General features: G+C 36.2%; 12 protein-coding genes, 1 pseudogene and 1 riboswitch. Of the genes and pseudogenes, 9 read left to right on the top strand and 4 right to left on the bottom strand.

The genetic code is table 11. The features are described 5' to 3' along the window. Position 1 precedes the first annotated feature (1 nt). The 7 genes from walK (at position 2) to rlmH (ending at position 6,996) form a co-directional block, all read left to right on the top strand. Positions 2 to 1,828 carry a cell wall metabolism sensor histidine kinase WalK gene (gene walK / locus P2Q73_RS13640; protein ID WP_275788141.1) on the top strand — a complete coding sequence of 609 codons (1,827 nt, stop codon included), beginning with the start codon at positions 2 to 4 and terminating at the stop codon, positions 1,826 to 1,828. Beyond that, entirely contained in the window at positions 1,819 to 3,147 is a 1,329-nt protein-coding gene (locus P2Q73_RS13635) for a YycH family regulatory protein (protein ID WP_275788138.1), read from the top strand. Before walK ends, P2Q73_RS13635 begins: the two co-directional genes overlap by 10 nt. Next, the gene (locus P2Q73_RS13630) at positions 3,134 to 3,934 is read left to right on the top strand and encodes a two-component system regulatory protein YycI (protein WP_275788135.1); all 801 of its coding nucleotides are present in this window, start codon (positions 3,134 to 3,136) and stop codon (positions 3,932 to 3,934) included. The genes P2Q73_RS13635 and P2Q73_RS13630 overlap by 14 nt, the downstream gene beginning before the upstream one ends. A gap of 12 nt (positions 3,935 to 3,946) precedes the next feature. Beyond that, the gene (locus tag P2Q73_RS13625) at positions 3,947 to 4,735 is read left to right on the top strand and encodes an MBL fold metallo-hydrolase (RefSeq protein WP_275788132.1); all 789 of its coding nucleotides are present in this window, start codon (positions 3,947 to 3,949) and stop codon (positions 4,733 to 4,735) included. A gap of 147 nt (positions 4,736 to 4,882) precedes the next feature. After that, a complete protein-coding gene (locus P2Q73_RS13620) occupies positions 4,883 to 6,094 on the top strand; it encodes a S1C family serine protease (protein ID WP_053591160.1) in 1,212 nt (403 codons plus the stop codon). 167 nt (positions 6,095 to 6,261) lie between these two features. Beyond that, a complete protein-coding gene (locus tag P2Q73_RS13615) occupies positions 6,262 to 6,429 on the top strand; it encodes a CxxH/CxxC protein (protein WP_275788127.1) in 168 nt (55 codons plus the stop codon). Positions 6,430 to 6,516: 87 nt separating this feature from the next. Further along, a complete protein-coding gene (gene rlmH, locus P2Q73_RS13610; RefSeq protein WP_275788124.1) occupies positions 6,517 to 6,996 on the top strand; it encodes a 23S rRNA (pseudouridine(1915)-N(3))-methyltransferase RlmH in 480 nt (159 codons plus the stop codon). 184 nt (positions 6,997 to 7,180) lie between these two features. Here the strand turns inward: rlmH and P2Q73_RS13605 are convergent, their stop codons facing one another. From P2Q73_RS13605 to P2Q73_RS13595, 3 genes are all read right to left on the bottom strand, one after another. Further along, positions 7,181 to 7,645, bottom strand: coding sequence for a phage tail protein (locus P2Q73_RS13605; RefSeq protein ID WP_275788122.1), 465 nt, complete (start codon positions 7,643 to 7,645; stop codon positions 7,181 to 7,183). Positions 7,646 to 7,713: 68 nt separating this feature from the next. Then, entirely contained in the window at positions 7,714 to 8,136 is a 423-nt protein-coding gene (locus P2Q73_RS13600; protein ID WP_275788119.1) for a DoxX family protein, read from the bottom strand. An 88-nt stretch (positions 8,137 to 8,224) separates the two neighbouring features. Beyond that, the gene (locus tag P2Q73_RS13595) at positions 8,225 to 8,704 is read right to left on the bottom strand and encodes a GyrI-like domain-containing protein (protein WP_053591165.1); all 480 of its coding nucleotides are present in this window, start codon (positions 8,702 to 8,704) and stop codon (positions 8,225 to 8,227) included. Between the two features lie 111 nt (positions 8,705 to 8,815). Between P2Q73_RS13595 and P2Q73_RS13590 the strand changes: the two genes are divergently transcribed. Continuing rightward, positions 8,816 to 9,778, top strand: a complete 963-nt coding sequence (locus tag P2Q73_RS13590) for a helix-turn-helix transcriptional regulator (RefSeq protein ID WP_275788117.1) — start codon at positions 8,816 to 8,818, stop codon at positions 9,776 to 9,778. A 341-nt stretch (positions 9,779 to 10,119) separates the two neighbouring features. On the opposite strand, the pseudogene P2Q73_RS13585 reads toward P2Q73_RS13590, so the two are convergent. Further along, positions 10,120 to 10,665: pseudogene (locus tag P2Q73_RS13585) on the bottom strand (IS3 family transposase); the annotation flags it as partial. A 239-nt stretch (positions 10,666 to 10,904) separates the two neighbouring features. Then, a riboswitch (cyclic di-GMP riboswitch) is annotated at positions 10,905 to 10,997 on the top strand. A 93-nt stretch (positions 10,998 to 11,090) separates the two neighbouring features. Here P2Q73_RS13585 and P2Q73_RS13580 point away from each other — a divergent pair. Next, on the top strand, positions 11,091 to 15,965 hold the full coding sequence (locus P2Q73_RS13580) for an OmpL47-type beta-barrel domain-containing protein (RefSeq protein WP_275788115.1): 4,875 nt from the start codon (positions 11,091 to 11,093) through the stop codon (positions 15,963 to 15,965). Positions 15,966 to 16,018: the final 53 nt, after the last annotated feature.

Raw genomic sequence — 16,018 nt, 5'->3', positions numbered from 1 at the left:
AATGCAAAAGGTTGGTTATTTCAAATCAATTCACGTAAAAATTGTCTTGATCTATGTTTTATTGATCATTATAGCCATGCAAATTATCGGTTTGTACTTTGTAAAGGAACTCGAGCAAACGTTAAGAGATAACTTTCAAAAGTCTATTTCGGATCGAATAAGTCTTCTAGAATTCAGTGCGAGAGAAGAAATTATAAAAATTAGAAATGATGAAGACGCTTCTGTAGAACAAAGTCTGCGTTCTATTTTGTATGGACTTAATTCGAATGATATAAAAGAAGTTCGAGTGATAGATGCAAGATATCAAATTCTTGCAACATCGGATATTAACAATCAATCAATCGTGGGACAAAGATCACTTGATGATTTAGTTAGATCTTCTATTACTGCTGAAACAGATTTTGATAAAATTTCCCTTGATAAGGAAACTAATAAAAGAATTTGGAGACTAGCAATTCCTATTGTTGATAAAGGAGAAGTAATAGGATCTTTATATATAGAATCGAATATAGAAAATGTATTTGGTCAAATGAATGAGATTAATCAAATTCTAGCGGGTGGAACGGCAGTTGCTCTAGTAATCACTATTGTACTTGGGATATTAATAGCACAAACGATTACACGTCCTATTTCGGATATGCGAAGACAAGCACAGGCAATGGCAAAAGGAAACTTTTCAAGAAAAGTACGTGTATACGGCAATGACGAAATTGGTCAGCTTGCTATTGCCTTTAACCATTTAACAAACCGATTACAAGAAGCACAGTCAACAACAGAAGCCGAAAGAAGAAAGCTTGCTTCAGTTCTTACCAATATGACGGATGGAGTTATTGCAACTGATCGTAAAGGGAGAGTTATTTTAATTAATGATCCAGCACTTAGACTATTAAGAATACCGAGAGAAATGGTTTTAAACCGTCCTATTATTTCTGTGTTAGGAATTGACGCATCCGAACAATCATTTGAAGATTTGATATATTCGAAGGAATCTATAACTCTAGATTTTAGCACGTATGAACGACCTTTTATATTGCGTGTAAACTTCTCAGTTATACAAAAAGAAACCGGTTTTGTTAATGGATTAATAGCAGTTCTTCATGATAATACCGAACAAGAGAAAATCGATATGGAGCGTAGAGAATTTGTAGCGAATGTATCACATGAGCTACGCACTCCCCTTACAACAATGAGTAGTTATTTGGAAGCATTGGCTGATGGTGCATGGAAAGATGAAGAGATTGCCCCTTCCTTTCTACAAGTAACTCAAACTGAAACACAACGAATGATTCGATTAGTAAATGATTTACTTCAATTGTCCAAAATGGATAGTAGAGATTATGATTTAAATCGAGATATTGTGAATTTCAACCAGTTTTTTAATCGTATTATAGATCGGTTTGAATTATCAAAATCTCAAAATGTAACATTTCATCGAATGCTTCCCGAAACACATTATTATGTTGACATTGATACCGACAAACTTACACAAGTAATTGATAATATTATTTCCAATGCGTTAAAATACTCCCCAGATGGTGGTAATATTCGTTTTGGAATAGCTGTGAAGGACCAAATACTGAAAGTAATGATATCGGATGATGGTATGGGTATACCTTCTGATAATGTTGAACGTATTTTCGATCGTTTTTACCGAGTTGACCGTGCAAGAGCGCGATCGATGGGTGGAACTGGACTAGGTTTAGCAATTGCCCGGGAAATGATTGAAGCACATGGAGGGAAAATTTGGGCAGAAAGTGAAGAAGGGCATGGAACGACTGTCTTTTTTACACTTGATCTTGTAATGGATGAGGAAGGTGAATGGGATTGAAGTATATTGAACAAGTAAAATCAGTTATTTTACTATTACTCATCCTATTAAGTCTTACTTTGACCTTTACTATATGGACTTTTTCTCCATCATACGAAGCAAACGAAACTCCTGTCGTTGATATTGCAATTGCGGATAAAAAGAAAATGGAAGATATAATTAAACCATATCGTCTTTTATATAGTCATGAAGAAAAATTGACAGGATCTACATCTCCACTTATTCTTGACAAAGTATTTAGTTCAATGAAAAACTGGGAATTACAAACGGTAGAGCCTTTAAAGAACAAAGTTAGTATTCAACAAATTAACGACTTCATTCGGACACCAAATCGATTGACCTTCTTTTATCCTGCAGAGGTGCCGATTAAGACATTTAGTAACATATTGTCTTTTGATGATCGAAATTTACCGAACGCATCGTTCAATCGTTTAGTAATAGACTGGAATAATACTTCAGAGGATGAAGTCCATTTATATTTTATTAATACAATAAAACCAAAAGTGTATAAAGCGCACGTTGATAAAGTCGATAGAGAATCATTTGCAGCAGATATTTATAAACAATCAATCAACCTTTCGCCATATAACGAAATAGAAAGACCGGGTCAACTTTCTCTTTATGCTTCTAATAATCCAGAAAACATAATGGGTTTTACGTATATTTTAGAAGAAATAGCACCAGAAAGGTTTAAAAATGCCCTTTTCTCCAATCCGAGTCTTGTTCGAAGTAATCTATTAGGAACAAGTGGAAAGGAATTCTCTGATGACAGTGCCTTGATGAATGTTAAGTTTATGTCAATAGAATTGGGCTATGTCCATCCGTCCTCTGAGAGTGATAAAGCTGGTAACCCAGCAGATCTCATTCAATCTACTGTAAATTTTGTTAATGAGCATAATGGGTGGACGGACGATTATCGATTCAGTCGCATCAATCCGGCTACATCACAAGTTAGTTATCAACTTTACTTGTATGGAGTACCTGTTTTTAGTAAAGACACGTCAACAGAAATCACTCAATTATGGGGAGTAGATCGTGTCTATCGATATAATAGACCATATTATACATTGAACGAGTCTGCTCGTATTAAAACGAGAGAAGTTCCATTATCATCTGGACAAGCTACTTATGATTTGATTTCTACTATTTCTAATATAAACATGTCCTCAGTGGATGAGATTTTAGTTGGTTACAATTTGACTCGGGACGATGAACAACCATTACTTAATCTAGAACCTTCATGGTACTATTTAATAAATGGACAATGGAATCGAGTATCCCCAGAATTACTGGGAGGTGGCAAGTATGGATTGGAATAAAACAAAAACTATATTCATTATCGTATTTTCCATACTAAATGTATTTTTATTTTCCCTATATTTAAATAGATACAATGAGGCATTGGATTTAGAAGTAGCGAGTGATGCACCTATCGAGGATAGACTTTTTCAAGATAATATTACGGTTTCAAAAATGGATATAGATATAAAAGAAGCTTCCTACGTTTCAGGAAACACGCATAATTTCATTTTAGAAGAATTAGAAAAGTTGCCAAATCAGACGTTTGCTATAGATGGTACAAAACTAACGAGCACGTTTAATAAAGCTATTCCAATAACTGAAGAAAACACAGTTGAAAAGATAGTTCATGAAAATGTTTTACATGGAGACTCATACGCGCTATGGAAAACAGATGAAGAAAACCAATCTGCAACCTTCTTTCAAAAAGTAAATAATCGATTTGTTTACTACAATAAAAATGCGACTTTAGTTGTTTATTGGAATGATCAGCAAGAGCTAGTACGATATGAACAAACAATATTGGATAATTTAAAGGATTATAAAGAAGACAAGGTCCTAATGGGTTCTATGCTAGCGATTAAAGTATTATATGATCATGGGCACTTAAAACCTGACTCCGTCGTAAAGGATATTAAGCTAGGTTATTCACAATTAATAGAACTAACCGAAACTCAAGTATTTTTACCAACTTGGCATATTGTAGTTGAGCTTGCAGATGGAACGAAGGAAGATTATTTTGTAAACGCCATCGAGGGAAGAATTGTTGAAATTCAAAAAGATCCTGAACAAGCAGATGGCAAGTAAGGAGTTTTAACGATGAGATTTAGCGTATTGGCAAGTGGTAGTAGTGGAAATGCAATTTATGTGGAAAATGAAGAGCACTCCTTTTTAGTAGATGTGGGGCTAAGTGGGAAGAAGATGGAACAACTATTTAGTGAAATAGATCGGGATATAAATAAGCTCTCTGGTATTTTTATTACACATGAGCACAGTGATCATATTAAAGGATTAGGTGTGGTTGCAAGAAAATACGGTGTACCTATTTATGCAAATGAAAAAACATGGTCTGCAATGGATTCTCTCATAGGAAATGTACCAGTAGATCAACGATTCCAATTTGACATGGAAACGGTAAAAACTTTTGGAACAATTGATATTCAGTCTTTTGCTGTCTCACATGATGCAGCAGATCCGATGTTTTACGTTTTCCATGAAAATAATCGAAAGCTTGTATTAATTACAGATACCGGCTATGTAAGTGATCGGATGAAGGGACATATCAAAGGAGCAGACTCTTTCGTTTTTGAAAGCAACCATGATGTAAGCATGCTTCAGATGGGACGCTATCCTTGGTCGGTTAAGCGAAGAATCTTAAGTGATGTTGGACATGTTTCAAATGAAGATGCTGCTGTTGCTATGAGCGAAGTAGTGGATTTCAAAAATACCAATATTTATTTATCCCATTTAAGCAAAGATAATAATATGAAGGACCTTGCTCGTATGAGTGTGGCACAAACGCTTCAATCTTGTGGAATTGTTGCGGGTGAATATGTACATTTACATGATACCGATGCCAATAAGCCTACTGAGTTAGTCCTAGTATAAGTTCCAAAAGCTATTTAATGCTTTTGGGGCTTTTTTTGTTCTTTCATTTAAGTTTTATTCAACTTTAAAAGAATTTTCATCTTATTTTAATGTAAGTTGGGTAAATTACTAATACAAGCATATATGTTAGAAGAAAGGGAGATGAAAATGGACGAATACAATCCATATGAACCAGAAAAACCAGAAGAACCAAAGAAGGAAAAGAAAAGAGGTCTAGCTGGTTATTTTTTTAGTGCGTTGGCAGGTGTTATGGTTGGTGCATTGCTCGTTTGGTTTTTAATACCTTCTGTTGTAACGAACCTACCATCAAATAATGAAATCAAATCAAACAATACAACACAGGAAACCAAACAGCTTTCTGTTGATGTGACAACAGACGTTACAGGGGCGGTTGAAAAGGCTTCGGGTGCTGTAGTAGGTATTACTAATATTCAGTCGGTTACTGATTTTTGGAGTAATTCTCAATCTACACAAGAAGCTGGAACAGGCTCTGGAGTTATATATAAAAAAGCTGGTGGAAAAGCTTACGTTATAACAAATCATCACGTTGTAGAAGGAGCAAAATCCCTAGAAGTAACATTAGTGGACGGAACAAAAGTGGATGCCAAACTTGTAGGAAGCGATATATGGAGTGATTTAGCAGTTCTTGAAATGGATGACGCTGGAGTAGATGCAGTGATTGAATTTGGGAACTCAGATACACTTAAACAAGGAGAAACAGTTATTGCTATTGGTAACCCTCTTGGTTTAGATTTTTATGGATCGGTTACAACAGGTGTTGTATCTGGTAAAGATCGTGCGATTCCAGTTGATTTGAATGGCGACCAAGTGGTAGATTGGCAAGCAGAGGTTTTACAAACAGATGCTGCTATCAACCCTGGTAACAGTGGAGGAGCTTTAATCAATTTAGCAGGTCAACTTGTAGGCATAAACTCGATGAAGATTTCTGAATCAACTATTGAAGGGATTGGACTTGCAATTCCTGTTAACACTGCAATACCAATTATTGAAGATTTAGAGCAAAACGGAAAAGTAAATCGTCCTTCTATGGGTATTACTCTTTTAGACTTAACCAATGTACCTGCATTCCATCAAAAAGAAACATTGAAATTACCTGCTGAAGTAACTACTGGGGTAGTAGTCGATGAAGTAGTTCCTAATTCGCCAGCAGAAAAAGCAGGAATGGAGACGTATGATGTCATTGTTGAAATGGATGGAAAGAAAGTAGAAGATACGATCGATTTACGAAAACATTTATACAATGAAAAAGAAATTGGAGAAGACTTAAAAGTTAAAGTATATCGCCAAGGAAAAGTAGTGGAGCTTACATTGAAATTAGTCGAAACAGATGCATTATAAACATGTGGATAACTTTCAAATGTAAATAAAAGATTTACACAGCGAGTAGGATGAGAAAAGCTTGTCTTTCCTACTCGCTTTTTGTTTGTTAAAATAGGCTGTGGATAAGAATGTACGATTTGTGTATAACCCTGGAGAAAAATAAGATAATGAAAGGAAGCGAAAAATTGAGAATATTCAGTTGCGAAACGCATATAAATCAAGCTTTAGATATGTTTGTAGCAGAACAAAAAACCTTCCCTATGTTAGAACAATTAGCGGATGAAGAAAAGTTATCCACAAAATGCACATACTGTGATGTCGCAGCAGTATATATTGTAGCTGAGGAAAAATAGAGCACAATATGTAGATAACTAATGTGGATATGTGGATAAGTAATGTGTATAACTTGTTTGTAAATGAAATGTAAAGGTGGATAACCTGTGAATATACAAATTATCTCGGTCGGAAAATTAAAGGAAAAGTATTTGAAATTAGGAATTGACGAATACACCAAAAGACTAAGCAGTTACGCAAAAATAGATTTAGTGGAAGTGCCCGATGAAAAAGCGCCAGAAAACTTAAGTGATGCCGACATGGAAATTGTAAAGAAAAAAGAAGGAGAACGTATTTTAGCGAAAATCGGAGCAGATACATACGTCATTGCACTTGCTATCGACGGTAAAATGAAATCCTCCGAGCAGCTTGCAAGTGACCTGGAATCACTCATGACATATGGAAAAAGTAAAATTGCCTTTGTTATTGGCGGATCTCTAGGTCTACATGAGGAAGTATTGAAAAGAGCAGATGAAAAACTTTCGTTTGGTAAGATGACATTGCCGCACCAATTAATGAAGCTAGTGTTGGTGGAGCAGATTTATCGAGCTTTTAGGATTATTAAGGGAGAACCGTATCATAAGTAAATGAGGTTTTTTGAAAAAGTTTGATGGGAGAAGTGCTATTTTGATTTTTGAGTGACTAGATGAACATTTGTAACATGAATGGTTGTTTTTGTTCAATCAGGATTTTCTTATCAAAATGAAAAAAATCCTGATTGAACATAACTACAAAAAATGGTTGAATCCTCCATATGCACTTTTGTTGACTTTAATATTCGCCTTTAATTACAAAAAATGAGCCTCGAATTGTTCCAGCAAGTTTAGACTTCTGCCGAGCAAACTTAAACTTTCCTTCTAATTCCTTTGGTACTTCCATCCCCTCAGAAAGCTTAAAACCAACGGCCCGTTTCTTAGGGTCATCAACCGTATACATGACGTTGATCGCAAGACCATCCTCATAAAAGACGTAGGCAAGTTTGATATTTTCCACTTGAAAACGTGAAGTCTCTAAAGGTTTGGCAGCAAACTCAATTTCACGTTCTTCTTTCAAAATTCGGTTCACATAATCAAGGGTCTCCTGACTTTCGCTAGCAGGTACAACCGTAAATTCATGCTTATATTTGTTCATAAAGTAACGGGCCTCGTTCGCACGTAAACCAGCAAGCGCTTCTACTACAGGTGAAGACTCTAAATCAACCGTAGACACATTTTTAAAATCAACTATATAGGACATTTCCCAACCCTCCATTTATCTTTTTTTAACAACAGGAATCCACATTTCACCAAAAAGTCCAACCCTCTTTATAGTTTGCGGCTCTTCGGACGTAGCGCCCATGAAGCGATATTGAGTGCAGCGTATGAAAGAGGAAGGATAACATGAAACCCGTATTCACCATAATCGTTAGCAAAAGCATGAGACAAAGCCGCACCAGTCATTAAAAAGAAGAGACCAGCGTGAGCCCATTCTTTAAGTCTAGGAAAGCGTGGCACGACGATAGCGATGACTCCAAGTATTTTCCAAGTCCCAAGAATATTCGTGATGTATAATGGGTAACCAATATTCGTCACTAACTCAATGTTTCCCCCCAATTGCATCAGTTGCCCGATACCACTTAACGTAATCGATCCTGCGAGTAGTAATGTGACTGACCAATATGCAATCAATTTTCCATTGAGCTGGGTTTCTAACTTCGCGGTTGTTTCCGCACCAATAACCTTACTCATTTGATCCCTCCTAATCATTGTTTTAAGTGAAAAGTTATTAAACGTCACAAATTTTCCGAATAATCAACTCCTAAATAGACACCTCCCTTTATTTCCTAACAACAGGAATCCACATTTCACCAAATACTAAGCCGTTTCGCTGCCCCATCACAACAGCTGTATTTGGGCCACCAACATAGGCAACATTATTTGCTTCTGGCAAGGCTTCTCCAAAGGCAATGCCAGTAAGTTTGTTACTCAACTCTTCATCTGTATTCGCTTCCCCTTTAACAACGAGGTATTCTCCCTTAGGAAATTGGATAACTCTAGTTGCTTCTGGTAATGTTCCCTCTGTCATGACACCAGCATAATGCATCATCTTGTTATTCACGGCTTCGTTAACGACGAAAATGTATTCATTTGTGGCTAGGGCTTTTAACGTGTCAAGCCGTCCATCTTGTTTGACTGACTGCCAAAAGTCTGACTTTTCCTTGTTTATGCCAGCATAGTCTGTGTAATCGCTCGTAAGCTCAGTTCCCAAACCCAAAACGATAAAGCTGTCTTTTTCTTCTAAAGTATAATTTGCCATTTTTAAAACCTTCCTCTTTTTTAAAATTTATCAAATGATTTGTCTTTTCACTTGATGAGTTTATAATAGTCTTTAATAGTGTCAAAAAATGATACTGTTTAGGAGGTCCAGATGAAAAAAGTTGAACGGATTAATATCATCATGCGGTATATCAACAACCGATCCCACTTTACAATTTCTGAGATCATGCAAGAATTTAACATATCTCGTTCAACCGCTATTAGAGATATCAGAGAAATTGAAGCCATGGGGATGCCCCTTGTTGCTGAAGTTGGAAGGGATGGGGGCTATTTTGTCATGAACAATTCTGTCCTGCCCACTGTCCGCTTCACCGATAATGAGATTAAAGCTCTCTTTATTGCCTTTATGGCCACAAGAAATCAACAACTCCCTTATCTAAAGAGCCGTCAGTCTTTAGCTGAAAAATTACTAGGGCTCATTTCAGAAAACCAGCAAGATGACCTCGTTCTTTTAAATCAAATCTTGCTTTTTGAAGGAACTAACCCTAATAATCCCGACCTACTTGATCTGTCAGACCTCCCCCATCCTATTTTAGAAAAACTTATCCAAATCCTTCTTTTGGATCGCTATTTATTGATTACTATCGAAGAAGAGAAGATAGTAAAGACTTATCCAATTTATCTCTTGCACCTTTATCGTGAAAAAAGCCTTTGGCTGATTGAAGGATTTGACTTAAAGGAGGAGAATAGGGAGATTTTTCCCGTCGACAATCTCACCAATGTCGAACCATACCCTACGAAAAAAAGATTAAGTAAGAAAAATATTTTAGAAAAACTAAGTAAGCAGGAAGAAGTAATCAACCTTGTCCTTGAACTTGGTCCAAAGGCAATTGCCCAGTTCAAAAAATACCATCCTTTAAAAGTTTCAATTTCCTATACAAATCCTTACCAAACCACAGCCATTCTAAAGACTTTTATCAATGTTAATAATTCAGGAGAATTGACCGAAATAACAAATTGGCTGCTTTTCCTAGGTGAGGATATCAAGGTCAGGGAATTGCCAGAAGAAGTCTTAGAAGGTTTACATGAGAGAGTATGTTTATTCTGCCCTTAAGCAATGCAGTTAAAAGCCAAATAATTTTGAGCTTGGCCAATTGCAGTGCCTCTCAATTTTGCACACATTGGGGAGATATATACTTCTGATTAGTGTAAATACTTTGAGAGGTTAATAGCATTTTTATCAGTACTGTTCTTTATTGAATTTCTAGTAAAATCATTTTAACAAAAAAGGTAAAAACCTCATTTAGATGCGTTACGGTGAACCTTATCATAAATAGAGGATGTTTTAGCCCCGAACTAGTGGGGTGAACCATATCCAAGTTAATTAGATATTAGAATAAAGACAAACCCTAAAAAAGTATAGGTGAAATGAACCCAAAAAGTTAGACACTTTATTTGTAAGGATTGAGTTCGGTATTGTACCGGACTTAATCCTTTTAATTTTTCCTTAATTTGTTTATGACTGTAGTATTCAATATATTGTTCAAGTTCTCGCTTTAAGTGTTCCATGTTTTCAAACTCTTGTAAGTAAAGCAATTCTGATTTTAAGAGACCGAAGAAGTTTTCAATTACTGCGCTATCGAGGCAGTTTCCTTTACGAGACGTACTTTGTATAATGCCATGTTCTTTTAATGCGTGAGCGTCTTTATTCATTTGATAGTGCCACCCTTGATCAGAGTGAAGTACTGGGGCACCTTCTTCGGATAAGTGAGTGAAGGATTGTTCTAACATCTTTGAAACAAATGGATAAATAGGGCGTTTTTCAACGTTATACGCAATAATTTCTACGGTAAACAAATCAAGTACAGGTGATAGATAAAGTTTCTCACCAAATAAATGGAATTCCGTCACATCCGTTACCGATCTTTCGTTTGGTTTTGGCACAACGAAATCACGTTTTAAAATATTTGTCGCAATCTTACCGACGTTTTCTTTGTATGAGCTTTTGACGTCGGGAAAATGGTTCATTTATGCTCCGGAACTATGAGTGAAATTAAAGGTATGATTCTTTAGTCCTATACATGCTACTTAATTGTAAAAAACGCAGATCCACCTTTATAGGAATTTAGACATATGCAAGTGTGACTATTTAATACTAGAGTTAAGTATAGATAGGTATAAAAGCAGTTTCACGTATGTAGCTAAGGTATTATGATAGCCTTGTAACATATAAAATAATCAAGTGAAAAAGGCAAACCACGAGAAATCGTGTGACGCAAAGCCAAGGGCCTGGACCACACTAAGTGCTATGTGGATGGCAGCCGGTTACCGCAAGGATTCAGAGTCCTTTTATTATGAGCCTTGTTAAGAGGCTTATTTTTATGCGCGTTATTCCTTATTCACTACTGAAAGGTAGGGTAAAGAACATGGGTAAAAGTTTATCAAGTAAAATTTCAGCATTACTAGCATTGGTGTTAGTTTTGCAAGTTTTCCTGTTTCCAATGAAAAATGTTTTGGGAGCAACAGATAACAACCTTCTGCCGCCAAGTAACCTTGCGTACCAACATATCACACCAGATGATGTGAAGCTTACTTGGAGTGCGATAGTTAATGCTACAGGCTATAAAATATATGAAATTACAGAAGGTCAATTAACACCACGTGGTACAGTTACTACGAACAGTTATACGATTAATGACCTACCAGAAGGATCGTATACATATGTCGTTTCAACGTTAAGTGCGAACGGAGAATCTGGTCCTTGTGCACCGATTACGGTGAACGTTGCTTATCCAACGATGACAGCTCCAACACTTTCTTACACTTTACAAAATGCAAACGACATTAACTTGAGCTGGACGACTTCTCAGTATGTAGAAGGATATAAAGTGTACCAAATTGGACCAAATGGAGAGCAAACATTAGTTACTACAGTAACAGGTAAAACGTATACGATTTCAAATGCTCCTGAAGGGAATTTCACGTACGCAGTTTCTTCATTTAACTCTAAATATGGAGAGTCGCCAATTTCTAATACTGTGGACGTAACAATTCATCATCCAGAAATGGCAGCTCCAACGAATTTGACGTATACAATTGCAAACGTTAATGACGTAACACTGAAATGGACTGCTTCTTTACACGCAACAGGTTATAACGTATATCAAATTGTTGATGGGCAAAAAATATTAAAAAGTACTGTAACAGGAACGAGTGTTACATATACGAATACTCCTGGTGGGGAATACGTATATGAAGTTCATTCTCTAAATAGTCGTTTTGGTGAATCGGCAGAAGGAAGTCAAGTAACAGTGAATGTAGGATTGGTAACGATGCTTCCTCCAACAAACTTAACGTACACAATTGCAAATCTTAATGATGTTACGTTAAAATGGAACGCTGCTGCAAATGCGACAAGCTATAAAATTTATCAAATTATTGATGGGCAAAAAGTATTAAAAAGTACAGTAACAGGAACGAGTGTTACATACACAAAATTACCTGCTGGAGATTATGAGTATGTAGTGCATTCTGTAAGTAGCCGTTTTGGTGAATCGGCAGATGGAAGCCAAGTAAAGGTGAACATCGGAGAAGTTGCGATGATGCCGCCAAGCAATGTTACGTATTCAATTGCGAATGGAAACGACATTGTTTTAAAATGGGACGCTGCTACGAATGCGACAAGCTATAAAATATATCAAATTATCGATGGAAAAAAAGTATTAAAGAGCACAGTATCGACAACAGCTGTTACGTATGCAAACTCTTCAGCAGGAGACTATGCTTATGAAATTTACTCTGTAAGTAGTCGTTTTGGTGAGTCGGCAGAAGGAAGTTTAATTTCTGTAAAGGTAGAGCCTGTTGTAATGGCAGCTCCAACGAATCCGACATATACAGCAGCTAACATTAATGATGTTACATTAAACTGGGATGCTGTACCGTATGCCACAAGCTATAAAGTGTATCAAGTTATTGATGGACAAAAAGTATTAAAAAGTACAGTAAATAATACAAAAGCAACGTTTACGTATTTACCAGTAGGTGATTACAAATATGAAATTCATGCTTTCTCTAGCCGTTTCGGAGAATCAGCGGAAAATGCGAAAGTTTCTTTCGAGATTAAGTTCCCACAAATGAGTCCACCGGCAAACTTAACGTATGTTATTAAAAATACTACTGATTTCACTTTAAGTTGGGATGCTGCAGAAAACGCGACAAGCTATAACGTGTATCAAATTATTGATGGACAAAAAGTGTTGAAAAACACTGTTACAGGAACAACTATTAGCTATACAAAGATGGCACCAGGTGAATACACGTATGAAGTACATTCTGTAAGTAACCGTTTTGGAGAATCAGTAGAAGGTAGTACAGTTTCTTTAACATTAAATGGCGTAGATTTACCTGCACCAACAAGTTTAGCGTATACAATTCTTAATGGAAATGACATTAAGTTGACGTGGACAGCTGTTACAGGTGCATCGAGCTATAAAATTTACGAAATTGTCGATGGTCAAAGAATTTTAAAGAGCACGTTAACAGGAACGGCTGTGACTTATACGAACCAATCAGAAGGCGATCACAAATATGTTGTGACATCTTTCTCGTCATTGTTTGGTGAGTCATCAACTGCATCAGAAATTACAGTTCCTTTACAGTTCCCGAATATGGATGCACCAAGTTCTTTAACATTTAAAATTGTTAATGGAAATGACGTTTCTTTAACTTGGGGAGCAGTTCAATATGCAACAAGCTATAAAGTGTATAAAATTATTGATGGACAAAAAGTACTGAAAAATACAGTAACAAATTTATCAACTACGTTGTCTAATGTATCATACGGGGAGCATGTCTATGTTGTTCATTCTGTAAGCCCTCGCTTTGGAGAGTCAGCAGAAGGTAAAGAAGTATCTGTTAATATGAGTGAAGTACAAATGGCTAAGCCAAGTAATGCTACGTACAGTTTCGTAAATGGAAATGACATTAAATTAACTTGGGAAGCAGTTCCTTTCGGGACAAACTATAAAGTATATCAAATTATTGATGGACAAAAAGTATTAAAAAGTACAGTAAATACTACAACAGTAACGTATGCGAATCAGCCAGAGGGCGAGTATGTGTTTGAAATTCATTCGTATAATTCTCGTTACGGTGAATCAGCAGAAGGAAGCAAAGTATCAATTAATTTAGTTTTCCCAGAAATGCAAGCGCCTAGTAATTTAACGAAAACAGCTACGAATGTGAATGATATCGTTTTAAAATGGAACGCTGCAACGTATGCAACGAGCTATAAAGTGTATCAAATCGTTGATGGACAAAAAGTATTAAAGAATACAGTAACAACTACTTCTGCATCATTTCCTAAAATGGCAGAAGGTCAATATGAGTTTGTAGTTCATGCTGTTAGTCCGCGTTTTGGTGAATCGGCAGAAGGAACTAACATTGATTTCGAGATTATTTGGCCGGAAGTACAAGCTCCAGTCATGACTAACACGATTTTTAACGGCAACAACGTTACTTTGTCATGGAAAGCTGTTAATTGGGCAAACGAATATCTTGTATATGAAGTAACGGGATCAAATCGTCAGCTAGTATACAAAGGATCAGCCTTAACTACACAACTATTTAATCTTTCAGAAGCAACGCATTATTATGAAATTGTTGCATTTAGTAATCGTTTCGGTGAATCAGCTCCTTCTAGCCAATTGGAAGTGGACATTGTATATCCAGTAATGGAGCCCCCAGTAGCAAGCATTAAATTACTAAGTCCGACAAGTGCTCGAATTTTATGGGACTTTGTAACGTATGCAAATGGTTACAATTTATATGAAATTGTGAATGGGGAACCAGTGTTAATTGCCGAAAAAATTAATAATTTATCTTACACGGTTTCAGATTTAACGTATGCAGATCATGAATATTATGTAACGGCATACAGTAACTCATTTGGTGAATCAACACCATCAAACGTCGTGTTAGCGAAATTGATTGTGGATACGACAGCGCCTGTTACAACAGCGGATTTACCAAGTAATTGGACAAATGCAAGTCCTGTAGATGTAACATTATCTGCATCTGATGACGAGACAGGAGTAGCAAATACGTATTATTCAGTAAATGATGATGAGTTTAAATCTGGAACATCGTTTACGGTGTCAGAGCAAGGAATTAATAAAATTACTTTCTACTCTGTAGATAAAGTAGGTAACAAAGAAGCAGAAAAAACTGTATTTGTGAAAATCGATACAGAAGCGCCAACTACAAAAACTAGTGAAATTCCAGAGTGGTTTACTGCAAATACATCTATTAACTTATTTGCAACAGATGCATTAAGTGGAGTATCTAAAACGTTCTATTCAATTGATGGAGCAGCATATGTGGAAGGTACAACAATTAAAGTAGACGGAAGCAAATCTTCTTATAAAGTTAGTTATTATTCAGAGGATGTTGCTGGAAACAAAGAGGAAGTACAAACGATTGAAATAAAAGCAGATTTAACGGCACCTACTACAACTGCGACAGCTCCGACAGAGTGGACAAACGAAGATGTAGTTGTAAAATTGCAAGCACAAGATGCTGAAAGTGGCGTAGAAAAAACGTTTTATTCAATTAATGGATTTGCCTATGTGGAAGGAGATACTTTCAAAGTCCAACAGGAAGGAATTCATACAATTCAATTTTATTCTGTTGACTTAGCAGGTAATGTGGAGGAATCGAATACTATTAAAGTGAAAATCGATAAAACAGTACCAGCCGTTTCAATGGATGTAAACAAAGAGTACAAGCTGGGTGATTCATTACAATTAACATATTCAGCGAACGATAGTCTTTCAGGTGTTGTTTCGGAAGAGATGATTGTTACTTCACCAAGTTTAAAAACAACAGTTGTAGCAAATGGGGAATCTGTAAAATTTGATGAGCCAGGTAAGTATAACGTAACTGTTACAGTTACGGATGCTGCTGGAAATAGCGTAACTATTACAAAACAATTTACCGTTTACATTTCAGCTACGCTTGAGGTAATGCCAGAAGTAATTAAAGGAAATAAAGGGGTATTCACAGTACGTGTCATTCTGCCAGAAGGGTTCAGTACAAAAGGCTTCGACTTGAATACTGCAACTGTTAATGGTGTAAAAGCCTTGAATAGCAATAATGGATATTATAATCAAGCAGAACTTGGACAGTTTAAGTTCGAACGATCTCATTTCACGTGGAATCAATCGCAAGTAACGCTTGTGTTTAGAGGTTACGTAAATGGAGTACTAGTTGTTGGACAAAAAACTGTTAAAGTAATTAAATAAAAGTTTATATTTTTCAATTTCCAAAATCCCTCATTTACTTGTGATATGGAGCA

The organism is Bacillus sp. Cr_A10 (assembly GCF_029222665.1).
Taxonomy (GTDB): domain Bacteria; phylum Bacillota; class Bacilli; order Bacillales_A; family Planococcaceae; genus Psychrobacillus.
Note: the sequence above shows the minus strand (reverse complement) of the source record. Positions and strands in the feature narration are given on the sequence as shown.